The organism is Methylococcus sp. ANG (genome assembly GCF_040730495.1).
In the GTDB taxonomy this organism is placed as follows: domain Bacteria; phylum Pseudomonadota; class Gammaproteobacteria; order Methylococcales; family Methylococcaceae; genus Methylococcus.
Genome location: NZ_CP160399.1, coordinates 84,231 through 107,823, shown reverse-complemented (window position 1 = coordinate 107,823; position 23,593 = coordinate 84,231). Strand labels below are relative to the sequence as shown.

23 protein-coding genes are annotated in these 23,593 nt (G+C 65.3%); 8 read left to right on the top strand and 15 right to left on the bottom strand.

The features are described from left to right. Window positions 1-10: 10 nt before the first annotated feature. The 4 genes from ilvD to cpdA are packed head-to-tail and all read left to right on the top strand — an operon-like array spanning window position 11 to window position 5,034. Window positions 11-1,699 carry a dihydroxy-acid dehydratase gene (ilvD, locus tag ABZN20_RS00515; RefSeq protein WP_367026436.1) on the top strand — a complete coding sequence of 563 codons (1,689 nt, stop codon included), beginning with the start codon at window positions 11-13 and terminating at the stop codon, window positions 1,697-1,699. Window positions 1,700-1,714: 15 nt separating this feature from the next. Beyond that, window positions 1,715-2,887 (top strand): acetylornithine deacetylase, encoded by a 1,173-nt coding sequence (gene argE / locus ABZN20_RS00510; protein ID WP_367026435.1) that lies wholly within the window; start codon window positions 1,715-1,717, stop codon window positions 2,885-2,887. A gap of 16 nt (window positions 2,888-2,903) precedes the next feature. Then, window positions 2,904-4,250, top strand: a complete 1,347-nt coding sequence (gene argA, locus ABZN20_RS00505; RefSeq protein ID WP_218806206.1) for an amino-acid N-acetyltransferase — start codon at window positions 2,904-2,906, stop codon at window positions 4,248-4,250. A 4-nt stretch (window positions 4,251-4,254) separates the two neighbouring features. Then, window positions 4,255-5,034: a 3',5'-cyclic-AMP phosphodiesterase gene (gene cpdA / locus ABZN20_RS00500; protein WP_367026434.1), complete on the top strand. Its 780-nt coding sequence runs from the start codon at window positions 4,255-4,257 to the stop codon at window positions 5,032-5,034. Here the strand turns inward: cpdA and ABZN20_RS00495 are convergent. Further along, on the bottom strand, window positions 4,947-5,522 hold the full coding sequence (locus ABZN20_RS00495) for an RNA pyrophosphohydrolase (protein ID WP_367026433.1): 576 nt from the start codon (window positions 5,520-5,522) through the stop codon (window positions 4,947-4,949). The two genes, cpdA and ABZN20_RS00495, sit on opposite strands and share 88 nt — an antisense overlap. A 190-nt stretch (window positions 5,523-5,712) precedes the next feature. Between ABZN20_RS00495 and ABZN20_RS00490 the strand changes: the two genes are divergently transcribed. Then, window positions 5,713-6,375 carry an HAD family hydrolase gene (locus tag ABZN20_RS00490; protein WP_218806203.1) on the top strand — a complete coding sequence of 221 codons (663 nt, stop codon included), beginning with the start codon at window positions 5,713-5,715 and terminating at the stop codon, window positions 6,373-6,375. An 8-nt stretch (window positions 6,376-6,383) separates the two neighbouring features. Here ABZN20_RS00490 and ABZN20_RS00485 read toward each other — a convergent pair whose 3' ends face one another. Then, complete coding sequence (locus ABZN20_RS00485; protein WP_218806202.1) at window positions 6,384-6,614, bottom strand: sulfurtransferase TusA family protein; 231 nt, start codon at window positions 6,612-6,614, stop codon at window positions 6,384-6,386. Window positions 6,615-6,661: 47 nt separating this feature from the next. Between ABZN20_RS00485 and cysG the strand changes: the two genes are divergently transcribed. Then, window positions 6,662-8,089: a siroheme synthase CysG gene (cysG, locus tag ABZN20_RS00480; protein WP_218806201.1), complete on the top strand. Its 1,428-nt coding sequence runs from the start codon at window positions 6,662-6,664 to the stop codon at window positions 8,087-8,089. Between the two features lie 10 nt (window positions 8,090-8,099). On the opposite strand, the gene yacG is transcribed toward cysG, so the two are convergent. The 9 genes from yacG to ABZN20_RS00435 all read right to left on the bottom strand — a co-directional run bounded on the left by yacG (window position 8,100) and on the right by ABZN20_RS00435 (window position 18,450). Next, window positions 8,100-8,315 (bottom strand): DNA gyrase inhibitor YacG, encoded by a 216-nt coding sequence (yacG, locus tag ABZN20_RS00475; RefSeq protein WP_218806200.1) that lies wholly within the window; start codon window positions 8,313-8,315, stop codon window positions 8,100-8,102. A 10-nt stretch (window positions 8,316-8,325) separates the two neighbouring features. After that, window positions 8,326-9,093 carry a cell division protein ZapD gene (zapD, locus tag ABZN20_RS00470; protein WP_218806199.1) on the bottom strand — a complete coding sequence of 256 codons (768 nt, stop codon included), beginning with the start codon at window positions 9,091-9,093 and terminating at the stop codon, window positions 8,326-8,328. Between the two features lie 101 nt (window positions 9,094-9,194). Next, window positions 9,195-9,791 (bottom strand): dephospho-CoA kinase, encoded by a 597-nt coding sequence (gene coaE, locus ABZN20_RS00465; RefSeq protein ID WP_367026431.1) that lies wholly within the window; start codon window positions 9,789-9,791, stop codon window positions 9,195-9,197. A gap of 7 nt (window positions 9,792-9,798) precedes the next feature. Next, complete coding sequence (locus tag ABZN20_RS00460; protein WP_218806197.1) at window positions 9,799-10,677, bottom strand: prepilin peptidase; 879 nt, start codon at window positions 10,675-10,677, stop codon at window positions 9,799-9,801. 10 nt (window positions 10,678-10,687) lie between these two features. Next, window positions 10,688-11,902 carry a type II secretion system F family protein gene (locus ABZN20_RS00455; protein WP_218806196.1) on the bottom strand — a complete coding sequence of 405 codons (1,215 nt, stop codon included), beginning with the start codon at window positions 11,900-11,902 and terminating at the stop codon, window positions 10,688-10,690. A gap of 4 nt (window positions 11,903-11,906) precedes the next feature. Continuing rightward, complete coding sequence (gene pilB, locus ABZN20_RS00450) at window positions 11,907-13,622, bottom strand: type IV-A pilus assembly ATPase PilB (protein ID WP_367026430.1); 1,716 nt, start codon at window positions 13,620-13,622, stop codon at window positions 11,907-11,909. Between the two features lie 49 nt (window positions 13,623-13,671). Beyond that, window positions 13,672-16,434 (bottom strand): valine--tRNA ligase, encoded by a 2,763-nt coding sequence (locus ABZN20_RS00445; RefSeq protein WP_367026429.1) that lies wholly within the window; start codon window positions 16,432-16,434, stop codon window positions 13,672-13,674. Between the two features lie 94 nt (window positions 16,435-16,528). Continuing rightward, window positions 16,529-16,960 (bottom strand): DNA polymerase III subunit chi, encoded by a 432-nt coding sequence (locus tag ABZN20_RS00440; protein WP_218806193.1) that lies wholly within the window; start codon window positions 16,958-16,960, stop codon window positions 16,529-16,531. Continuing rightward, complete coding sequence (locus ABZN20_RS00435; protein WP_218806192.1) at window positions 16,957-18,450, bottom strand: leucyl aminopeptidase; 1,494 nt, start codon at window positions 18,448-18,450, stop codon at window positions 16,957-16,959. Before ABZN20_RS00435 ends, ABZN20_RS00440 begins: the two co-directional genes overlap by 4 nt. 81 nt (window positions 18,451-18,531) lie before the next feature. On the opposite strand from ABZN20_RS00435, the gene lptF reads away from it, so the two are divergent. Both lptF and lptG read left to right on the top strand, forming a co-directional pair. Next, complete coding sequence (gene lptF / locus ABZN20_RS00430) at window positions 18,532-19,668, top strand: LPS export ABC transporter permease LptF (protein ID WP_367026428.1); 1,137 nt, start codon at window positions 18,532-18,534, stop codon at window positions 19,666-19,668. Further along, window positions 19,665-20,735 carry an LPS export ABC transporter permease LptG gene (lptG, locus tag ABZN20_RS00425; protein WP_367026427.1) on the top strand — a complete coding sequence of 357 codons (1,071 nt, stop codon included), beginning with the start codon at window positions 19,665-19,667 and terminating at the stop codon, window positions 20,733-20,735. The genes lptF and lptG overlap by 4 nt, the downstream gene beginning before the upstream one ends. Window positions 20,736-20,741: 6 nt before the next feature. Here lptG and ABZN20_RS00420 read toward each other — a convergent pair whose 3' ends face one another. The 4 genes from ABZN20_RS00420 to ABZN20_RS00405 form a co-directional block, all read right to left on the bottom strand. Further along, entirely contained in the window at window positions 20,742-21,185 is a 444-nt protein-coding gene (locus ABZN20_RS00420) for an RDD family protein (protein WP_367026426.1), read from the bottom strand. Window positions 21,186-21,204: 19 nt separating this feature from the next. Next, window positions 21,205-21,393 (bottom strand): hypothetical protein, encoded by a 189-nt coding sequence (locus ABZN20_RS00415; RefSeq protein WP_218806188.1) that lies wholly within the window; start codon window positions 21,391-21,393, stop codon window positions 21,205-21,207. 452 nt (window positions 21,394-21,845) lie between these two features. Further along, window positions 21,846-22,223: a small metal-binding protein SmbP gene (locus tag ABZN20_RS00410; protein ID WP_367026425.1), complete on the bottom strand. Its 378-nt coding sequence runs from the start codon at window positions 22,221-22,223 to the stop codon at window positions 21,846-21,848. A gap of 53 nt (window positions 22,224-22,276) precedes the next feature. Next, window positions 22,277-23,590 (bottom strand): porin, encoded by a 1,314-nt coding sequence (locus ABZN20_RS00405; protein WP_218809088.1) that lies wholly within the window; start codon window positions 23,588-23,590, stop codon window positions 22,277-22,279. Window positions 23,591-23,593: the final 3 nt, after the last annotated feature.

Sequence of the window (23,593 nt, the reverse complement as noted above, 5' to 3'; positions counted from 1 at the left end):
GAAACGCAACATGACCGACAAGCACCCCCGTCCCTTTTCGTCCCAGGTCGTCGACGGCATGGAGCGCGCGCCGAGCCGCGCCATGCTGCACGCCGTCGGCTTCGGCGATGCCGATTTCGCCAAGCCGCAGATCGGCATCGCCTCCACCTGGGCGATGGTGACGCCGTGCAACATGCACATCAACAAGCTGGCCGAGGATGCGGCGCGCGGCGTCGACGGCAGCGGCGGCAAAGCGGTGATCTTCAACACCATCACCATCTCGGACGGCATCTCCATGGGCACCGAGGGCATGAAATATTCCCTGGTGTCGCGCGAAGTGATCGCCGATTCGATCGAAACCGTGGTCGGCTGCCAGGGTTATGACGGCGTGGTCGCCATCGGCGGCTGCGACAAGAACATGCCCGGCTGCATGATCGCCCTGGCCCGCCTGAATCGTCCGGCGGTGTTCGTCTACGGCGGCACCATCCTGCCCGGCTGCCACGGCGGCAAGAAGCTGGACGTGGTGTCGGTGTTCGAGGCGGTAGGCGCCCGTGCCAACAACCGCATCGACGACGCCGAACTGCACGCCATCGAGTCCAACGCCATCCCCGGCCCGGGCTCCTGCGGCGGCATGTACACCGCCAACACCATGGCCTCCGCCATCGAGGCGCTGGGGATGAGCCTGCCGGGGAGTTCGGCCCAGGTAGCGATTTCCAGGGATAAGGAGGTGGATTGCGAACGCGCCGGCATGCAGGTGCTCAAGCTCCTGGACCTGGGGCTCAAGCCCCGCGACATCATGACCAAGCCGGCGTTCGAAAACGCCATCACCGTGGTGATCGCCCTGGGCGGCTCCACCAACGCGGTGCTGCATCTGCTGGCCATGGCCAACGCCTGCGGCGTCGACCTGAAGCTCGACGATTTCACCCGCATCGGCCGGAAGGTGCCGATGCTGGCCGACCTGAAACCCAGCGGCAGATACTCCATGGCCGAACTGGTGGAAATCGGCGGCATTCAGCCGTTGATGAAGGAATTGCTCAAAGCCGGCCTGCTGCATGGCGACTGCATCACCGTGACCGGCAAGACCCTGGCGGAGAACCTGGCCGAAGCGCCCGACTACCCGCCCGGACAGGACATGATCCGGCCGCTGGACAACCCCATCAAGAAGGACAGCCATCTGGTGATCCTCAGGGGCAACCTGGCGCCGGCAGGCGCGGTCGCCAAGATCACCGGGAAGGAAGGACTGAGCTTCACCGGCACCGCCCGCGTGTTCGACTGCGAGGAACAGGCGCTCAAGGCCATCCTCGACGGCACGGTGGTGAAGGGCGACGTCATCGTCATCCGCTACGAAGGTCCCAAGGGCGGACCCGGCATGCGCGAGATGCTCTCGCCCACCTCGGCGGTCATGGGCAAGGGCCTGGGCAAGGAGGTCGCGCTCATCACCGACGGCCGCTTCTCCGGCGGCACCCACGGCTTCGTGGTCGGCCACATCACGCCGGAAGCCTACACCGGCGGGCCGCTGGCGGTCGTCCGGGACGGCGACACCATCACCATCGACGCCGAGACCCGCGAACTGACCCTGCACGTCGCCGACGACGAAATCGGACGGCGCCTGGCGCAGTGGAGCCAGCCGGCGCCGCGCTATACCAAAGGCGTGCTGGCCAAGTACGCCAAGCTGGTGGGCTCGGCCTCGGAAGGCGCCGTCACCGACAACGATCTCTAGCCTCGCACGGCAACCATGGCCCGGCGCCTGCCGCCCCTGTGCGAGATGATCCGGGCGCTGATCGCCCGGCCCTCGGTCAGTTGCACCGACCCACGCTTCGACCAGTCCAACCGGGCCGTGGTCGACCTGCTGGCCGAATGGGCCGAAGCGCTGGACTTCCGCGTCGCAATCCAGCCTCTGGAGCACGGCAAGGCCAACCTGATCGCCAGCCTCGGGCCGGCGGAAGGCGGCGAAGGTCTGGCGCTATCCGGCCATACCGACACGGTGCCCTGCGATCCCGACCGCTGGCACAGCGACCCGTTCACGGCGATCGAGAAGGAAGGGCGGATCTACGGGCTCGGCAGCGCCGACATGAAGTCCTTCTTCGCCCTGGCGCTGGCCGCCGCGAGTGAAATCGATCCCACCGCACTGCGAAGGCCCCTGCTGCTGGTCGCCACGGCGGACGAGGAGAGTTCCATGGCCGGCGCCAAGGCGCTCCTGCCGGAACAGCTCGCGCCGGCCCGCTGCTGCGTGATCGGGGAGCCTACCGGCCTCAAGCCCATCCGCATGCACAAGGGCGTCATGATGGAATCGATCCGCGTCCGCGGCCAGGCCGGGCACTCCAGCGATCCCTCCCTGGGTGCGAACGCCATCGAGGGCATGCACCGGGTGATTTCCGAACTGCTGGCCATCCGCGAGGAGTTGCAAGAGCGCTACCGCAATCCGGCCTTCGCCGTGCCGGTGCCGACCCTGAACCTCGGCGCCATCCACGGCGGCGACAACCCCAACCGCATCTGCGGCCATTGCGAACTGAGCATCGACCTGCGGCCTTTGCCCGGCATGGACATCGAGGATCTCCGCAGCCTGCTGAAGCGACGGCTGGGACAGGCCCTGCTTGCTTCGCCCCGGCTCGAGCTTTCCGTCGAATCCCTGTTCGGCGGCGTGCCGGCTTTCGAAACCCGGGCGGACGCCGGGCTGGTGCGCTGCTGCGAGCATCTGAGCCACGCCCGGGCCGGCGCGGTTTCCTTCGGTACCGAGGCCCCCTTCCTTTCCCGGCTCGGCGTGGAAACCGTGGTCCTGGGCGCCGGCCACATCGAGCAAGCCCATCAGCCCGACGAATACCTGCCGCTGGAACACGTCGAGCCGGCGACGGCGATTCTCCGCGGCCTCATCGAGCGCTACTGCATCGCGCCGGTTCCTGCGCCCTGACGGAGGACGCCTCGGGATGAATTCAGGCATCGCCCCCCAGACCTTCGTACGCTGGTTCCGCGGCGCCGCCCCTTACATCCATGCGCACCGGAACCGCACCTTCGTCGTCAGTTTCGGCGGCGAAGCCCTTACCGAGGGGCGCTTCGCCGAACTGGTCCACGACTTCGCCCTGCTCCACAGCTTAGGGATCAAGCTGGTGCTGGTGCACGGCACCCGCCCTCAGGTGGAGCGGCGCCTGCGTGGCCGCGGCGCGGAACTGCGCTACCACCGGGGCCTGCGGATCACGGACGCGGCCGCGCTGGAATGCGTGCAGGAGGCCGCCGGCGCCGTGCGGGTGGAGATCGAGGCCTTGCTGTCGATGGGCGCCGCCAATTCACCCATGGCCGGAGCGCGGATCCGGGTCGCTTCGGGCAACTTCGTGGTCGCCAAGCCCTTGGGCGTACGCGACGGCGTGGATTTCGGCTATACCGGCGACGTGCGCCGCGTCGACGCCGGCGCGATGCGCCGGCTGCTGGATGAAGGCAGCATCGTTCTGGTGTCTCCGCTCGGCTATTCGCCCACCGGGGATATCTTCAATCTCAGCGCCGAGGAGGTGGCAACCGCCGTGGCCGGCGCCCTTGGCGCCGACAAGCTCCTGTTGCTGATGGAACAGCCCTGCGCCGGCCCCGACGGCCGGATGATCCACCAGATCACGGTGCAGGAGGCCGAGCGCCTGCTGGAACGGGCCGGTTCGCTGGAATCAGGCGTGGCCGCGCACCTGGCCGCCGCCATCAAGGCCTGCCGGTCCGGCGTGGCCCGCGCCCATCTACTCGATCGCCACATCGACGGCGCCCTGCTGCTGGAGCTGTTCACCCGCGACGGCGTCGGCACCCTCGTCAGCGCCAATCCGTTCGAAGAATTGCGCCCGGCCCGCATCAACGACGTGGTCGGCATCCTGGACCTGATCCGGCCGCTCGAACAAACCGGCGCCCTGGTGAACCGCTCCCGCGAACGCCTGGAGACCGAAATCGAAGATTATGTCGTCATCGAGCGCGACGGACTGATCGTAGGCTGCGCCGCCCTGCACGAATTTCCGGCCGAGGCCCTGGGCGAATTCGCCTGCCTCGCCCTGCACCCCGATTACCGCGGCGAAAGCCGGGGCGAAAGGCTGCTGGAATTCGTCGAGCAGCGGGCGCGCAAGCTCGGCCTGACACGGCTCTTCGCGCTGACCACCCAGGCCATGCAGTGGTTCCGCGAACGTGGCTTCGAACCCGCCTCGGCCGCGGACCTGCCCGCGCAGCGGCGTGCGAGCTACAGCCCCGAACGCAATTCCCAGGTGCTGATCAAGACGATCAGACCGGCCGAAATTCCCAGGAAAAGCTGACACCATGCCGGACTCAGGAACGCTGCGCCTCCTCCAGATCACCGATTCGCACATCCTGCCCGATCCGGAAGCCAGGTTTTACGGCATCGACAGCGCAGCCAGCCTGCGAGCCGTCATCGACCATGCGAACCGCAACCGCTTCGACCTGGTCCTGTTCACCGGCGATCTGGCGCAGGAGCCGTCGACGGAAAGCTACCGGCGTCTGGCCGAACTTTGTGCCGGCCTGCCGGCCCCCTGCTACTGGCTGCCGGGGAATCACGACGAACCCGCGCTCGCCCGCCGCATCCTGAGCCAAACGCCGCTGCTGCACGAACCCGTGATCCGGAAGGGCCGCTGGCTCATCGTCTGCCTGGACAGCACCGTGCCCGGCTCCGCCGGCGGCTCCTTGTCGGAAGAACGGCTCGACCTGCTGGAACGGACGCTGAGCGGCCATCCGTCGCTCCACACCCTCATCGCCCTGCACCATCATCCCGTCCCCTCAGGGAGCGCCTGGATGGACACGATGATCCTGGACAATGCCGGCGAGTTTTTCGCCGTGCTGGGCCGGCACCCTCAGGTGAGGGCCGTCCTGCACGGCCACACGCACCAGGTTTCGGACATGGAAATCGAGGGAAAGCGCGTGCTCGGCACGCCCTCGACCTGCATCCAGTTCCGGCCCGCCAGCCGGAGCTTCGCACTGGACGAGGAACGGCCGGGCTACCGCTGGCTCGAGCTGGGGCCGGAGGGCTCGCTGGAAACTGGGATCTGCCGGGTCGCGGTGCCGCCGGCGTCGGACGACGCCTGAGTACCCGCCGGCCGGCCTGCCTGCAACGCCCGCTGCAGTTCGCTCAGGGCCTGGCGGTAGACTTCCCGTTTGAAGTAGACGACGTCGCTCAGGGGATGCCAATAATCGACCCAGCACCAGCGGTCGAACTCCGGGCGCTCGGAGCAGTCCAATCGGATATTGGCTTCGGCACCGGTAAGACGCAGGATGTACCAGATCTGTTTCTGGCCGATGCAAAGAGGATAGGAGCGGCGGCGGATGAAGCGCTCCGGAAGCTGGTAGCGCAACCAGCCCTTGGTACGGGCGATGATCTCGACGTACTGGCGCTCCAGCCCGACCTCCTCGTAGAGCTCGCGGAACATCGCGGCATCCGGGTCTTCATCGACCTTGATGCCCCCCTGGGGGAACTGCCATGAACGCATGCCCGCCCGGCGCGCCCAGAACACCCGGCCCTCGTCGTTGCTGAGGATGATGCCGACATTCAGGCGATAGCCCTCGGCATCGATCATATCTCCCGCTAATCCGCCCATTGTCTCCAACTGGTATACTGCTCCCGGTCGCAAGTGACTTAGCGTCGTTTCGCCCGCCATCGACCCCACCCCGCACCGGCCCTACGAGCCCAGTGGGAAAGCCTCGAAGGCTGCGAGCAGTACACCGATGCGAAATTCCGTTAATGTATCTGGAATGTAAAGGAAACCCGTGACTCTGGCAATATTCGACCTCGACAACACGTTGCTCGCCGGCGACAGCGACTACCTTTGGGGCCGCTTCCTGGTGGACAGGGGCATCGTCGATCCGGAGGCCTATGAAGCGGCCAATACCCGATTCTACGAAGCATACAAGAACGGCACGCTGGATATCGGCGAATTCCTGGCGTTCGCCTTGCGGCCGCTGGCGGAAAACGAACCCGAGCAGTTGTTTCGCTGGCGCGAGTCGTTCGTCGAAGAAAAAATCCTGCCGATCGTGCAGACCGCGGCCCGGGAACTGGTCGAACGGCACCGTGCCGCCGGCCACACGCTGCTGGTCATCACTGCCACCAACCGTTTCGTGACCGAACCCATCGTGCGGCTGTACGGCATCGACAACCTCATCGCCACCGAGCCCGAGTTCCGCGAAGGCCGCTATACGGGCGGGGTCGAAGGCATCCCCTCCTTCCACGAGGGCAAGGTCCACCGGCTGTCGGCCTGGCTGGCGGACAACGATGGCTACGATCTGGAAGACACCTGGTTCTACAGCGATTCCCACAACGACATTCCCTTGCTCTCGCGCGTCGCCCATCCGGTGGCGGTGGATCCCGACCCTGCGCTGCGCCGCACGGCCGAGGAGCGGGGCTGGCCGGTCATCAGCCTGCGAGCGGCCTGAAGGCCCCTTCAGCCTTTCCGGATCAGGAAGAGGTGCGCCCCGGCCTCTTCGGCATATTCGACGAGATCATGGCCCGCCTGTTCGAGATAGACTCCGAAATCGAGGACGGACGCGGGATCGGTTGCCCGCACACGCACGGTCTGGCCGCTGCCCATGAGCTGCAGGGCTTTTTTCAGGCGCAGCAGCGGCAGCGGACACATCAGTCCGCTGGTATCCAGCTCCTGGTCTATGAACATCATGCTTTGACTCCGTTGTACGTGGCCGCATTCTAACAAAAGCCCCCTCCATGGATTACCTCCCGATTTTCCTGAAGCTTCGCGACACCCCCTGCCTGATCGTGGGAGGCGGCGAAGTCGCCGTCCGCAAGCTCGGCCTGCTACTCGATGCGGGTGCGGAGGTCACCGTGATCGCCTCCGCCGCCGACGAGGCCATCGTCGAACTTGCCGGCCGCGGCCTCGTCCGGCTGCGCGCGAAAGCCTTCGAGGCGGCCGACAGCGAAGGTTTTCGGCTGGTCATCGCGGCAACCGACGATCGCGAGGTCAACGCGAGCGTCGCAGCCGCCGCCAACCGGCGTGGCATCCCGGTCAACGTGGTCGATTGCCCCGATCTGTGCGACTTCATCTTCCCGGCCATCATCGACCGCTCCCCGGTGGTGATCGCGGTATCCACCGGAGGCGCCTCACCCGTCCTGGCCCGGCAACTTCGGACCCGCATCGAGGCTTGTATTCCGTCCCGTTTCGGTACTCTGGCCCGGATCGCTGCCGGCTTGCGGGAACGGGTCAGGCAGGCGATTCCCGAACCGCGCGCCCGCCGGCATTTCTGGGAGCGGACACTGCAAGGACCGGCCGGTGAGCTGGCGCTGCAGGGGCGCGAGGAGGAAGCCGAGAGCCTGCTACTGGGAGAAGCGGACGCCGCCACCCGGCAAGACGTGCCGGAGCGGGGATCGGTCGCGCTGGTCGGCGCGGGCCCTGGCGATCCGGACCTTTTGACCCTGCGCGCCTTGCGCCTGGTCCAGGAGGCCGACGTCGTCGTCTACGACCGTCTGGTCTCGCCCGAGATACTGGAGCTGGTGCGCCGGGACGCACGGCGCGTCTATGCGGGCAAGGAACGCAGCCGCCATAGCATTCCCCAGGACAGCCTCAACGAGCTGCTGGCAAATCTGGCCGCGGAAGGCAACCGCGTGGTCCGCCTCAAAGGCGGCGATCCGTTCATTTTCGGCCGGGGCGGCGAGGAGATCGAAACCCTGATGGCGCGCGGCATTCCATTCCAGGTAGTCCCAGGGATCACGGCGGCGGCAGGATGCGCCGCCTATGCCGGCATTCCCCTTACCCACCGCGACCATGCTCACGCCTGCGTGTTCGTCGCCGGCCACCTGAAGGATGGAACCCTGCAGGGCCTCGACTGGCCCCAGCTCGCCCGGCCCCGTCAGACCGTAGTGGTTTACATGGGCTTGCAGGGACTGCCCCAGATCTGTGCCGAACTGATCCGCCACGGCGCGCCGCCGTCCCGGCCGGCGGCGCTGGTCCAGCAAGGCACCACCCGCGACCAGAAGGTGGTGACCGCCACGCTGGAAACACTCCCCGCCCGGGTCGCGGACGCGGAGGTCAAGGCGCCCACCCTCGTCATCATCGGAGAGGTAGTGAAGTTGCGGGAAAAACTCAGTTGGTACCGCAGCCGGCACGGAGAGGAAGGAGCGGCCGGAAACGGCCGATAGGCGCCGAGTCTCAGCCGGCGGGAGGCTCTTCCCCGCCGTTCCGATCTTCGGACGGCTCCCCGGTGTCGGCCGGTTCTCCGGGAATGGCGTAGTCCTCGTTGGCCCAGCCGCCCAGATCGATCAGCCGGCAGCGTTCGCTGCAAAACGGCTTGAACTTCTGCCCCTCGGTCCAGGGCACCGGCTTGCCGCATCGGGGGCAACGCACGACGGTGTAAACGCGCGACATCGGGGGAGCTTCAGAGCAGGCAGGCGGTCAACTGGAAAGGCACGTCCTCGCTGCACTGCACGGGACGCTCGTTCGGAAGGCCGGTGAGGAAGCGGACGGTGAAGCGGTGCTTGCCGCCACTGATTTCCGCGAAATAGGGCAGCTCGATGGGCACCGCAACGCGAAGCAATTGTACTGCCGCGGCATGATCCAGATTCTTCTGGAAGAATCCGCCATGGGCGGTTTCCCAGATGCCTGCGGCACTGTCACGAAGCAGGCCGAGGATGAGCCCGATCCCCTCCTGTACGGGACGGAAGCTGTCCAGCCATTCGGCAGCCTCGTTCCGCCGCCGTTCGGCATCCCGCTCCAGCCAGAAATGGTAGCCTGGCAAATCGAACGAACAGGTGCCGCCCGGAATCGCCGTCCGCTGCGCGACCGATTTGAACAGCTCGTTCTCCATCACCTGAAAGCCGATCCGTCCGCTATGGCCGTAGATGCGCTGGCCGGCGGAATCGAGCTGGCCGAGAACCGAAGCCAACGCCGCCTGGTCGATGTGCTGGTTGCCCTGCATCTTGCCCAATGCCCCGCCGAGCCGGTCGAGCTCCTTGAGCATCTCCGACTTGATGTCGTTCCGGCTGAGCAGCGCGACGATCTCGTTCAAGGTCGCCACGACCGCGCGGCAATCCCAGACCGAACCGCCCTGGGCGAAATGTCTCGCCTGACGGAACAATTGCTCCAGGCGCAGAAACAAGCGCATCCGTTCGTTCAACGGAAACTCATAAACGATTTGATTCTTCAAGTTCGGGAAACCGGTCGGATTGGGGATACGGGGTAAGCCCGCGAGATCGTCGGGCCGGACGATCGGTCGACGGCGTCATTGTCAACTTTGGCCCCCATTAGTCAAGCCGCGGCGAGAACGCTGTAGCGCCGGTGCAAGGCATCCACTTCCGCCTCCAGGCTGGCCGGGTCGGCGGCGTTGACGATGACGTCGTCCGCCGCCGCCAGCCGCTCGCTACGGGATACCTGGGCGGCCATGATGGCACGCACCTCCTCGGGCTGCAGACCGCTCCGCCGAACCACCCGCTCGATCTGCACGGTCTCCGGGCAATCCACGACCAGAAGGCGGTCCACGAACCGGCGCCGGCCGGTCTCCAACAGCAGCGGAACGCACAGCAGGCAGTAGCTGCCCGCCGCCCCCAGCACCAGACGCGCGAGTTCGGCATAGACCAGGGGATGCACGATCCCTTCCAGGCGCCTGCGGGACTTCGGTTCGGCGAAGACGCGGCGCCTCAGCGCCGCCCGGTCCAGTCCGCCGTCCGCATCGAGGATTCCGCTGCCGAATGCCCGGACGACGGCCTTGAACGCCGGCTGCCCCGGCTCCAGCAGCCGGTGCGCCACTGCGTCCGCGTCGAACACCTCGATGCCGCGCGCGGCGAACATGCGGGCGACCGTGGACTTGCCGGCACCGATGCCGCCCGTCAAACCGACCACAAGCATCCTTAGGCTAACCTCCGACACTGGCCCAGCGCCAGTAGGCGTCGTTGAGCACGTTTCCCCACAGCAGGGCGATCCAGCCGCCAGCCGCCAGAAACGGCCCGAACGGAATCGGGGTATCCCTCTCCTTTCCGCCCACCGCCAGCGCAATCGAACCGATCACCGCCCCGGAGATCGATGAGAACAGGATGATCACCGGCAGCATCGGCCAGCCCATCCAGGCACCCAGCATCGCGAGCAGCTTGAAGTCGCCGAACCCCATCCCCTCGCGTCCGGTCAGCAGCAGAAAACCGCGATGCACCGTCCACAGGAGGAGATAGCCGGTTACGGCGCCGTACAGCGCCGTCTCCAGGCTGCAGAAGAAGCCCTGGGCGTTCAGCAGCAGGCCCAGCCAAAGCAGGGGGAGGGTGATGTCGTCCGGGAGCACAAGATGGTCGAGGTCGATGAAAGCCAGGGCGATCAGGCCCGCCGTCAGGCCGGACGCGGCCAGGGTTTGCCAGGACGCGCCGAAATGCCAGGCCACCGTTGCGAACAGCACGCCCGTGAGCATCTCGACCAGAGGATAACGCCGGGAGATCGCGGCGCCGCAGGCGGCGCAACGGCCGCGAAGCCACAGGTAGCTGAGCAGCGGGACATTCTGCCAGAACCGGACCGGCGCCCGGCAATGCGGACACTGCGATCCCGGCCTCCACAGGTTGTATTCGGGCTCCCCGGAAGGCGGCTCGCTGCCGGGCTCGAGAAATTCCCGGCATTCCCTGCGCCATGCCCGCTCCATCATGAGCGGCAGGCGATGGATGACCACGTTGAGAAAACTGCCGATGATCAGTCCGAACAGGCCGCAGATGGCGATCAGCGCTGGACCCTCCGGAAACAAAATAAAGTCGTTCAAGACCACCCCTTCAGACGACGGAACCCAGCTTGAAAATCGGCAGATACATGGCGATCACGAGCCCTCCGACCAACACGCCCAGAACCACCATGATCAAAGGCTCGAGGAGGCTGCTCAACGAGTCCACCGCATTGTCCACTTCCTCTTCGTAGAAATCGGCGACTTTGGACAGCATGCTGTCGAGCGCGCCCGATTCCTCTCCGATCGCCACCATCTGCATCACCATATTGGGGAACAGGTTGGCCTGGCGCATCGACATCTGGAGCTGCTGGCCGGTGGATACATCGTCGCGCATCCTCATGACCGCCTCGCCGTAAATGATGTTTCCGGTCGCGCCCGCCACCGACTGCAATGCCTCGACCAGGGGTACGCCTGCCGCGGACATGGTGGACAAGGTCCTGGCGAAGCGGGCGACGGCGGCCTTGTGCAGAATGGCGCCGACGACCGGGACTCCCAAGACCAGCCGGTCCAGCAGATGATTGAACGCCGGCGAACGCTGCCGAGCCTTCACGAACGCCGTCGCCGCGACGCCCAGCGAGCCGAACGCCACGTACCACCAGTCCCGCAGCCAGCGCGAAAGATCGATCACCAGCTGGGTGAAGGCGGGCAGATCGGCGCCGAAGCTCTTGAACAGGTCCTCGAAGGTCGGCACCACGAAAATCAACAGAATCGAAGTCACGATCACCGCGACGACGACGACCGCGATCGGATAGGTCAAAGCCTTCTTGATCTTGCCCTTGAGGGACTCGGTTTTTTCCTTGTAATCGGCCACCTTGTGCAACAGGGTTTCCAGCACACCGGCCTGTTCGCCGGCCCGGACCAAATTGCAGAACAGCTCGTCGAAATGGACCGGGCGCTTCGATAGCGCATCCGCCAGGGTCGTGCCGCTCTCGACGTCGGCCTTGATGCCCAGGAGGAGATCCTGCATGGCCGGATTATCGTGGCCGCGGCCCACGATGTCGAATGCCTGCACCAGCGGGACCCCGGCCGACAGCATGGTCGCGAGCTGGCGGCTGAACACCGCGATGTGCTTCGGCGTGATCTTCTTGCGCGGACCGCCGAACAGCGGCTTGGGCTTCTTCTTGATCTTGACGACGCGGATGCCCTGCCGCCTCAGCTCCGCGCGCGCGGTGATCTCCGAGCGGGCGCTGACTTCGCCCTTGGTCCGGCTGCCGTTCCTGTCCAAGCCCTCCCAGACGAACGATGCGGTTTCCTGGTTCGCCACCCTCTCAGTCCCTCGTCACGCGGTCGATTTCCTCGAGGCTGGTGATGCCCGCCCTCACTTTCTTCAAGCCGGACTCCCTCAGATCGGCGATGCCTTCCGCATGCGCCTGCTCGGTCAGGGCCATCACGTGCCCGCCTTCCAGGATGATGCGGTTGATTTCCTCCGAAATCGGCATGACCTGGTAGATGCCGACCCGCCCCTTGTAGCCTTTCACGCACTGCTCGCAGCCCCCCGGTCCGTAAAGCGTGAAATTGCCGATATCTTCCTCCCGGAATCCGGACGCGAGCAGAACCTCGGGCGGCAGCTTCTCCTCCCGCTTGCAGTGCGGACAAAGCCTGCGGGCCAGCCGCTGCGCCATGATCAGGAGGACGGAGGAGGCGATGTTGAACGCCGGGATGCCCATCTGCATCAGACGGTTCAAGGTCTGAGGGGCATCGTTGGTATGCAGGGTCGAAAGCACCAGATGGCCGGTCTGGGCCGCCTTGACGGCGATCTCGGCGGTCTCCAGGTCGCGGATCTCGCCCACCATGATGATGTCGGGGTCCTGGCGCAGAAATGCGCGCAGCGCCTCGGCGAACGTGAGGCCGGTCTTGTAGTTGACGTTGACCTGATTGATCCCCGGGACCGTGATTTCGACCGGGTCCTCCACCGTGGAGATGTTGGCTTCGACGCGATTGAGCAGGTTCAGGCCGGTGTAGAGGGTGACGGTCTTGCCGCTGCCGGTGGGCCCGGTGACCAGAATCATGCCGTAGGGTTTTTCCAGGGCACGCAGGAAATAGTCCCGCTGCTCCGGTTCGAATCCCAGCATTTCGACGCCGATCTGGGCTGAACCCGGATCGAGGATACGCAGAACGATCTTTTCCCCGAACAGCGTCGGGCAGGTATTGACACGGAAATCGATGGCGCGGGAACGCGACAACGTCATCTTGATGCGGCCGTCCTGGGGTATCCGGTGTTCCGCGATGTCCATGCGCGACATCACCTTGATGCGGGCGCAGATCTTGATTCCCAGCGCCGCCGGCGGGTTCGCCACCTCGTGCAGGATGCCGTCGTGCCGGAACCGGATGCGCAGGAATTTTTCGTAGGGCTCGATATGGATGTCCGACGCCCCTTTTCGCACCGCGTCCAGCAGGAGCCGGTTGACGAAACGCACGATCGGCGCATCGTCGATGCCGGAAATTTCCGGTTCGGCATGCGAGCCTTCGTCGTCCCCGGCGGTGATCTGGAGACTGTCCAGGTCCTCCTCGAGCAGTTGCTTGAGGCTGGTGTCGGCCGCGTCCAGGACCGCTTCGATGCAGCGGGAGAGTTTGTTCTCCTCGACCAGGATGCAATCGGTGACGAGACGGGTCTGGAAGGTGATTTCGTCCAGCCCCAGAAAATTGGTCGGATCCGAGACCGCGACGAACAGATGGTTGCCCCGCCGCAGCAAGGGCAGGATGTGATGGCGCCGTATCAGCTTCTCGCTGACCCACTGGGTCGGGGGAATATCGAAGACGACCGCGTCCAGATCGAGCAGCGGCAGCCCGAACTCCTGGTGGGCGACCTGGGCGATCTGGAGACCGTCGAGGATCTTGTTGGAGACGAGATAGCTGACGAAAGGGGTCTTCTTCCGGCGCGCATCCTCGAAATGTGCCTGGGCATCCGCCTCGGAAAGCATCCCGGCCTTGACCAGGCTTTTCGCCAGGCCGCTCAGTTGCTGGACGCCGGAAACCGCGGCCATGTTCAGGCCGCTCCCCCGAGCCCGCCCCGTTGTGAAGTAGGCGGGAGCGTCACAGGGCCTGAATGCGTTCTTTCTGGGCGATGAGCGATGCAAGGCCGGCCTGCAAGTCGGCGAGACGGGCCTTCTCCTTTTCCACCACCGGCGGCGGTGCTTTGCCCAGGAAGCCGGCATCGCCGAGCTTGCCTTCCAGCCGCGGCAGTTCCTTGCTCAGGCGCTGGATTTCCTTGTCCAGCCGTGCCAGCTCGGCCTCCTTGTCGATCAGGCCGCGCATCGGAATGAGGACGCGCAGGTCCCCCACCAGGGCGATCGCCGATTCCGGCTCGGCCTGGCCCGGCGCCAGCCAGCTCAGGCTTTCCAGCCGTGCCAGTTTCTCCAGCAGGGGGGCCGAACGCTCCGACCAGGCGCGGTCCAGATCGGTCCCGTTGCTCAGCAGCACCGGCAGCGGCTTGGCCGGGGCGAGGTTCATTTCCGCCCGGATGCGCCGCACCCCCAGGATCACCTCCATCACCCAGGCCATTTCGCGTTCGGCCTCGGGATCGGCCTGCGCCGGGTCGATTTCCGGATAGTCCCGCCGCATGACGGTGGGCGCGGATGCCCCCGTCAGCGGCGCCACCCTGGCCCAGATTTCCTCGGTGATGAACGGCATGAACGGATGTGCCAGCCGCAGCAGGGCCTCCAGCACGCCCACCAGGGTGCGGCGGGTGCCGCGGGCGGCGGCCTCGTCGCCGGACTGGAGCACGACCTTCGCCAGCTCCAGGTACCAGTCGCAGTACTCGTTCCAGACGAACTCGTAGATGGCCTGCGCCGCCAGGTCGAAGCGGTACTGGCCCACCGCTTCCGTCACGGCGCCGACGGTCGCCTGGAAGCGGCTCCTGATCCAGCGGTCCGGCAGGCTGTAGTGGCAGACGCCGCCCAGGCCGCAATCCTGGCCTTCGGTGTTCATCAGCACGTAGCGCGCCGCGTTCCACAGCTTGTTGCAGAAGTTGCGGTAACCCTCGACCCGCTTCAGGTCGAAGCGGATGTCGCGGCCGGTGGACGCCAGCGAGGCGAAGGTGAAACGCAGGGCGTCGGTCCCGTAGGACGGGATGCCCTCGGGGAAATCCTGGCGGGTGCGCTTCTCGATCCGCGCCGCCATCTGCGGCTGCATCAGCCCCTGGGTCCTTTTCGCGACCAGATCCTCCAGGGCGATGCCGTCGATCAGATCGATCGGGTCCAGCACGTTGCCCTTCGATTTGGACATTTTCTGGCCTTCGGCGTCGCGCACCAGGCCGTGGATGTAGACCTCACGGAACGGCACGTCGCCCATGAACTTCAAGCCCATCATGATCATCCGGGCCACCCAGAAGAAGATGATGTCGAAGCCGGTGACCAGGACGCTGGTGGGATAGAAGGTGTCGAGCTCCGGCGTGCGCTCGGGCCAGCCCAGGGTGGAGAACGGCCACAAGGCGGAGGAGAACCAGGTGTCCAGCACGTCTTCGTCCTGGCGCAGCGCGACGGACGCACCGAGGCCGTGCCTCGCCCGGACTTCGTCCTCGGAGCGGCCGACGTAGACTCGGCCCTCGCCGTCGTACCAGGCCGGGATGCGGTGTCCCCACCAGATCTGCCGGCTGATGCACCAGTCCTGGATGTTGTACATCCACTGGTAATAGGTGTTGCTCCAGTTCTCCGGCACGAAGCGGATACGCCCTTCCTCCACCGCCTTGATCGCCGGCTCGGCCAGGGGACCCGCCTTGACGAACCACTGGTCGGTCAGGAACGGTTCGACCACCACGCCGGTGCGGTCGCCGCGCGGCACCATCAGGCGGTGCTCGTCGATCTTCTCGATCAAACCGAGTTCGTTGAGATCGTGGACGATCAGGTCACGGGCCTCGTAGCGGTCGAGGCCGTGGTACTTGGCGGGGACGTCCGCCAGCGGCAGGATCGCCGCGCTCTTGTCGAACACGCTGATCATCGGCAGCGCGTGGCGCACGCCGATGGCATAGTCGTTGAAATCGTGGGCCGGGGTGATCTTGACGCAGCCGGAACCGAATTCGGGATCGACGTAGTCGTCGCCGATCACCGGAATCTCACGCCCGGTCAGCGGCAGCCGGATCGACTGGCCGATCAGGTGGCGGTAGCGCTCGTCCTCCGGATGCACCGCGACGGCGGTGTCGCCGAGCATGGTTTCCGGACGGGTGGTCGCCACCACCAGATGGCCGCTGCCCTCGGCCAGCGGGTAACGCATGTGCCAGAGATGGCCCTGCTCTTCCTCGGAGATCACCTCCAGGTCGGACACGGCGGTGTGCAGCACCGGGTCCCAGTTCACCAGGCGCTTGCCGCGGTAGATCAATCCTTCCTCGTACAGCCGGACGAATACCTCGCGTACGGCCTGCGACAGTCCCTCGTCCATGGTGAAGCGCTCTCGCGACCAGTCCAGCGAGGCGCCCATGCGGCGGAGCTGGCGGGTGATGGTGCCGCCGGAGGTCTCCTTCCATTGCCAAACCCGGTCGATGAACGCCTCGCGGCCCAGATCGTGGCGGGTCTGGCCGCCGGCGGCGAGTTGGCGCTCCACCACCATCTGGGTGGCGATGCCGGCATGGTCGGTGCCGGCCTGCCACAGGGTACGGTTGCCCTTCATGCGGTGATAGCGGATCAGGACGTCCATCACCGTGTCCTGGAAGGCGTGCCCCATGTGCAGGCTGCCGGTGACGTTGGGCGGCGGGATCATGATGCAGTAAGGTGCGCCCTCGCCCGCCGGGGCGAAGAAGCCGGATTCCTCCCAGAGCTGATACCAGCGCTGCTCGATGGCGTGGGGTTCGTAGACTTTGTCCATGGATTTCAAGAAAGATGAGCGAAACCGGCCGGCTCCGAAGCCGGCGTTTTCCGGCAATTATAATATGCCAACGATAGCGGACCCGCAGGGGCGGTCATGCGGCGGATTCGAGGTCGACCATTTCGGGACTCAGCCCCTGGCTGCGGTAATAACGGAAATGCTCGCGTCGGAGTGCCCGCGCCGCATCGTCCGGCTCGACCAGCTCGATCACGCGCCGGAACCGGCGGAACGCCTCCGGCACAGCGGAACCCAGATTGATCATCACGTCGTCGAAGCCGGCGGGCGGCACCCGGCCCACTGCCACCGGACAGGGGCCGGCATCCGTGTTTCCGGTGACCGCGCGGTGCGGGACGAAACTGCCCTGGCGGAAGGTCCACAGCAGCTCGTCCAGCCGCGCCGCCTCCTCGTCCGTGTCCGTCAAGAGGAATACCTTGTGCCCTTGCCGGTAAGCCTTCTCGGTCAACCGGCAGGCATAGGGAAAGACGCTTTCGTTGGCCGGCAGCAGATAGAAATCGACGCGGGTCATGCCGCCCGGTCGATGAGGTATTGCACCAGGAGCGGCACGGGACGGCCGGTGGCACCCTTGTCCGCCCCGGTCTTCCAGGCGGTCCCCGCGATGTCGAGATGCGCCCATTTGAAGTCCTTGGCGAACCGCGACAGGAAGCAGGCGGCGGTGATGCTGCCGCCGTCCGGGCCGCCGATGTTGGCGACGTCGGCGAAATTGGACTTGAGCTGCTCCTGGTAATCGTCCCAGATCGGCATGCGCCAGACCCGGTCCCAGGTGGCGTCGCCGGCACGGGTCAGCTGTTCGCACAGCGCGTCGTCGTTGCCCATCAAGCCGCTGGGATGACGCCCCAGCGCCACGATGCAGGCTCCGGTCAGGGTCGCCACGTCGATCACCGCCACGGGGTCGAAGCGCTTGGCGTAGGTCAGCGCATCGCACAGGATGAGGCGCCCTTCCGCATCGGTGTTGAGGATCTCGATGGTGATGCCGGCCATGCTCTTGACGATGTCGCCCGGCTTGTTGGCGTTGCCGTCCGGCAGGTTCTCCGACGCCGGCACGAGACCGACCACGTTCAGCGGCAGGCCGAGCTCCGCCACCGCCTGGATCGCGCCGATCACGCCGGCGCCGCCGCACATGTCGTACTTCATCTCATCCATGTTGGCGGCGGGCTTCAGGGAAATGCCGCCGGCGTCGAAAGTCAGCCCCTTGCCGACCAGGACATAGGGCTTGGCCTTGCCGCCGGCGCCCCGGTATTCCATGACGATCAGCTTGGCCGGCTGGCGGCTGCCGCGCGCCACCGACAGCAGGGCGCCCATCCCAAGCTCCTCCATATCGCTCTCCTCCAGCACCGAGACCTTCAGCTTCTTGTGCTCCTTGCCGATCTTCAGCGCCTGCTCGGCCAGGTAGGCGGGCGTGCAGACGTTCCCCGGAAGATTGCCCAGGTTGCGGGCCAGGGTCATGCCGTGGGCGATCGCCTGCCCCTCCCGGATTCCCGTTTCGGCCAGGGACTGATCCGCGTCGGACGCCACGAGGAATTGCAGCCTGGAAAGGCGCGGCGGATGGTCTTCGGCGGAATCCCCCTTCATTTCCTGGAACCGGTAGAGCCCGCTTTCCAGGAGCTCGACGGCCTGGCGAACCTTCCAGTCCGCCCCGCGCTGGCCGAACTCCACCTCGAGCAAAGCCGACGCCGCGTGCTTGGCGCCGCATTCCTTCAGCACCTTGAACGCCGCCGCCAGGCTCTTCCGATAGACGGCGACGTTCAGCTCCTCGCGTTTCCCCAGCCCCACCAGCAGCACGCGGTCGATCCGGCCGCCCGGCACGTGGTTGACCAGCAAGGTATCGCCGGCCTTGCCCTCCACATCGTCGCGCTTGAGCAGCTTGGCCAGCAGCCCGTCGAGCATCGCGTCCAGCGCTTCCGCCGTGGGCGCGAGCTTGCGCTTCTGGAACACGCCCACGATCAGACAATCGGTCGAAAGCCGTTCCAGCGCATCAGTTCTTGTCGAATACTCCATGCTATCATCCGCCTGCTTTGAGTCGCCCGGCACCGCCGCGTCCACACGCTGCCCAGCCGCCGGAAAAGCCGCTAGGTTAGTATGAATCCGCAGCCTTTTGAACCCAGAAAAGCACACCGCCCCTTCGGACTCCCGACGATCGACCGCCTGATTGCAGGCGAATTGGCCAAGACGCTGTTCGCGGTGCTGTTCGTTCTGGTGGCCATCGTGGTCAGCCGCAAGTTCCTGGCCATCCTGGCACGCGCCATCGAAGGCGAAGTCGCCACCGACACGATCTTCACTCTGCTGGGCCTGAAGGTCGTCGTCACCCTCGCCGCGCTGTTGCCGGCATCCATGTTCCTCAGCGTGCTGATGGTGCTCGGACGCATGTACCGCGACAACGAGATGACGGTGTTCGCCTGCGCGGGCGTCGGCCCCGTGCGGATTTACCGCTCCATCCTCCTATTCGCCGGGCCGGTCTGCGTTCTGGGCGCGTTCCTTTCCTTGCAGGCCATGCCATGGTCCGAACGCTTGAGCCAGGAACTCATCAGCAAGGACGAGAGAGGCGCCGACGTGCGCGGCATCAAGGCCGGCCGGTTCAACGAATTCAGCCAGGGCGACGTGGTGCTGTACGCCGAGGAGCTGAACACCGACAAGACCATGAGCAAGGTTTTTGCGCAAAGCCGCCGGGGCGAGGAAACCGGCATCGTCGTCGCCGAGAGCGGCCATATGGAAATCAATGACGCGGGCGATCATTTCGTGGTCCTGAACAACGGCCGCCGTTACCAGGGCGTGCCCGGACGCCCCGATTTCGTCCTCAACGAATTCCAGGCTTATGGCGTGCGGATCAACCCGCCCGAAGGCAGCCAGGCGGCGCTCAAGCGCGAAGCCGCGGACAGCCTGCATCTGTGGATTTCGGGCCGGCCCCGCGAACTCGCCGAACTCCAGCGCCGCCTGGCGGTGCCGCTGGGCACCCTCACCCTCACCCTCCTGGCGGTGCCGATCGCGCGGACCTCGCCGCGCGGCGGCGTATGGGGCAATCTGATCAGCGCCTTTCTGATCTACATCATTTACGAGAACCTGCAGAAAATCTCCCAGGGCCTGCTCGCCACCGGCAAGTTGTCACTGGGAACGAGCTACGGCGGCATCTATGCCGTGATGCTACTCGCCACCGCCCTGCTCCTGGCCCGCAACACCGGCTGGCGCTGGGTTCGCGACACGGCTCTTGGGCGCCGATGAATACGCTGAACCGCTACATCGGACGGGAAGTCGTCAAGGGGGCGGCATTCGCCGCCCTGGTCCTCCTCGCCCTCCTCAACTTCTTCACCTTCGCCGACGAACTGCGCGATCTGGGCGAAGGAAATTACGGGCTCGGCAGCATCTTCCTCTATCTGACGCTGACCTCCCCCCATAGCCTGTACGAACTCATTCCCTCCGGCGCGCTGATCGGCGGGCTGGTGGTGCTCGGCAACATGGCGAACAACCATGAACTGGTGGCGATGCAAACCGCCGGAGTTTCCCGGGGCCGCATCGTCTGGGCGGTCCTGCGGGCCGGCATCGTGATTTCCTTGGTATCGGTGGTCATCAGCGAATACGTCATCCCGCCGGCGGAACGGGCCGCCCAGATGCTCAAGGCCACCGAGACCCGCCAGCAGGTCGCGTCCCAGACCAAGTACGGGGTCTGGATCCGCGACGGCAACGTTTACGTCAATATCCGGGAAATCGAGAACCAGGAACAATTGGGCGACATCCACATCTTCGAAATCTCGCCCGATGGCCGACCTGCCGTGGCGATGCATGCGGCGCGCGCCAGTTTCGACCGCGGCATCTGGAAACTCAAGGACATCGGCGTCACCCGCTTCGATGCCGCGGGGAACGCCGCCGTCGCGGAACACAAGGAGCAGGAGGACTGGTCCTCCGTGCTGTCTCCGGACATGCTCGACGTGTTCATCGTCCGTCCGGAAAACCTGTCGGCGCAGGATCTCGCCAAATACATGGCCTATCAGACCGAAAATGCGCAGAGATCGCTGGCCGTGGAGCAGGCCTTCTGGGGACGTATGGTCAACCCGTTCATCACGCTGGCCATGCTGCTGCTGGCCATCCCCTTCGTACTCAACGTCCGCCGCGACGTCAGCAGCGGGCAGCGGATCGTGGTCGGCGTCACGATCGGCCTCGGCTTTTATCTGGCCAACAGGATGGTGTCCCATCTGGGACTGGTCTACGAACTGAATGCCCCGCTGACGATGGTCACGCCTCCCCTCGTCGTCCTCCTCGCCGCCCTGGCCGCCTTCAGGCGCAGACCCTAGCCCGCTTCAACCCGTCCGCAGCACCCTCGTACGGGACACGATATCCTGCAACGTCCGGCGCTTCGCGTCGAACCAGGCCCAGAGGGTACCCAAGCCCAGCGTCAGCATAGCGGTCAGCAACCGGAGCGCGACTTGGGACCAGCGGAGCGGCCCGGGGTCCACCGGACGCAGCCTGATGCGCCAGGCACGCATACCCGGCGTCTGCCCGCCATGCACCCAAAACCAGCCGAAGTAAAGGAAAACGAACGCCGCCAGGAGTCCCGAATAAACCGGCTGCCCGGGACGGAAAGCCTGACCCGCGTTCAAAGGCAGTGCCAGCGCCGTGACCGCGAACAGCAAGCCCGCCAGCATGACTGCGTCGTAAAGAAACGCGGCGAAGCGACGGAAGACCCCCGCCACCTCGCCGCGCCCTGGCGCGCTGCGGTCCGCGGAACCCGCAGCGGATGTCACAGGTTTCACCTGGGAAGAATCACTCCCGAGCCACCAGCTTTGCACCGAAATACATCGACAGATAAATCAGCCCGCCGACGAAGAGCATGTTGAGTACGACGGGGGGACGAACCAGCGGCATGAACATCAGGATGCCGATGTCGGCGACCAGCAGGCTGGTCAGGAGCGGATGACCGACGAACGTATTGAGATCGAACTTGAACGGCATAGAACCTCCTCCAAATTATCGCTATTGTTGTGGACCCGGAAGGCCGCGATTGACACTAATGTCCTCCCGGACCAAAAACACCGGGAAGACTGTGGGATTATAACCGTCGCTCGCGCGGCAACGCGCGTTGCGGAAGCGTTCCCACGACGCGGCGCCCAGGGCAGCCGGGAGCTGCCGGTCGGCAGGATCATAGCGTTTGTGGACTGCCTCGGTCCATTGCAATCAACGGGCTGCGAGTCGGGGAGGATGGGGCACGGGAAACGGGGAGCGCCCGGCGAAGAGCGGCGTCGCCCGAGAGAACGGGCGCGACGCGTTCGCCGAACAATCAAGAAGCCCTGCTTACGGAGAGGGGAATCCGTCGATCGGAAAGAGCCGGAACGGCTGGATGGGGGAAAACCCTCCCGTGAAGAGTGCCGGACGTTCCCTTGCCCGGCACCTCAGTGATCCCAGCTTCAGGGGGCCTTTTCTTTTTCCTTGACGTCCGACAGGGCCTTTTTGGCTTCGTCGGCGGCATCGCCCGCGACTTTCTTTTTCGCATCCTTCTCGGCTTTCTTCAGCTCCCGGAAGGCCTTGCGGTCGGCTTCCGCCTTCGGGGCGTCGCCGCTGATCTGTTTCATGGGTTCGGCGTAGGGATGCGCCTCGTTTTCCTTGATCAGATGCTTCTCGGCCTCGTCGAGCTCTTTCGCCGCTTTCGAAGTGGCACCTTTCGCGCTGTCCCGCGCCGCCTTCTCCAGATCCTCGATGGCTTCCTTTCCCTGCTCGTCCGCGAAGACCATCGATGGCGCCGCGCACGAAACGAGCATTGCGAGGGCCGCACCAATAATGCTCATATCATTTTTCATTTCAACAATCTCCTCGAAGAACCGACCCCGGTCAGACCAGGTCAGAAGCTGATGACCACGTCCGTCGAAAACAGGATCTGGTCGCCCCTGTCGCCGGCATAGCCCACCGATGCGCCGCCGTTGTTGAACGGCCTCGAACCGTCCGCCCAATCGTAACGCAGATTGGGACGCACCATCAGCCACTGCGACGGCTTCCAGTTCAGGCCCAGGGTGAACGCGTAGAAGCTCGATGCCGGCAGTCCGGAACCCAGACCGACACCACCGACCTGACGGCCGATCGAGAACACGCGGCCGAAGTTGGCGCCGGTCGGGTCGGACGACACGACCGCGTCGTCGTCGCGGAACCACTCGCCGCGCAGGCCGACCGACAGATCGTCCGTCAGGTCGTAGAAGACGTAGTTGTTGATGCCGTACCAGGTGGCGTCCTGCGGCTTGCCGTTGGCCCCCACGGAGGCCCCGTCGGCAAAACCATGATCATGCTGGAAGACATAGTGCAGGTCTTCCGTGAAATCGTGCTGGATCACCAGGCTATAGATGCTCCATTGGTTGGAGTTGGTCTCGGAGGTGGGGCCGGTAGTGCCGGAAATGTTGACCTTGGTGCCCTGGTCGTCGCTGGCCCAGCCGATGCCGCCGATGCCGGACCAGGCGCCCAGTCCCTGGTTGAAACCGCCGTCCCAGCCGCCGACCACGCTGCCGGTGACGACACCGCCGGTCAGGGTCCAATTGGAGTCGATCGGATAGCTGCCCAAGAGGCCGGTATGGGTAAAGGGCTCGCCGTACTGCATGGTGTAGGCGTGCGAATAGAAGAAATTGTCCGGCGCGGTGACGACTTCATAGCCGATGATGGTGTAGAAGTGGCCGAGCTTGAGGGTGAGGCCGTTGCCGATGGGCGCATAGACCGAGGCGTAGGCCTGGGGCAGCGCGGTACGGTAGTACTTGATGTTGCTGGCGTTCAGGTGCAGGTCCCAGTTGCCTTGCGGGGCGCCGTAGGCCTGGGTGAATCCCGCGTCGGTGCCGTACATGAAGTCGAAACGGCCGCCGAAGTCCCAGTCGTCTCCCGAGGTCGCCACGGCCCGCTCCAGATAGACGTAGAGCTGGTTCATCTGCAATTCGGCCGAGCGGTCGCCGAAGGTCACGGGCCCGTTCCACTTGCTGTTGTTGAAATTCGTCGATATCCCGGTATCGATCCAGCCACCCCACTTGACGCCCCATTCCTCGAAAGGCTGCACATTGGCGCCGTCGGTCGCCCAGTCCAGCAGCCCCGTCGTTTCTGCGAAGTCCTTCGCTTCCCCACCGGCGGAAAGTGTCGCCAGGATCCCGAACACCAGCGGTCTCAGCTTGGCTGTTTGAATCATCAT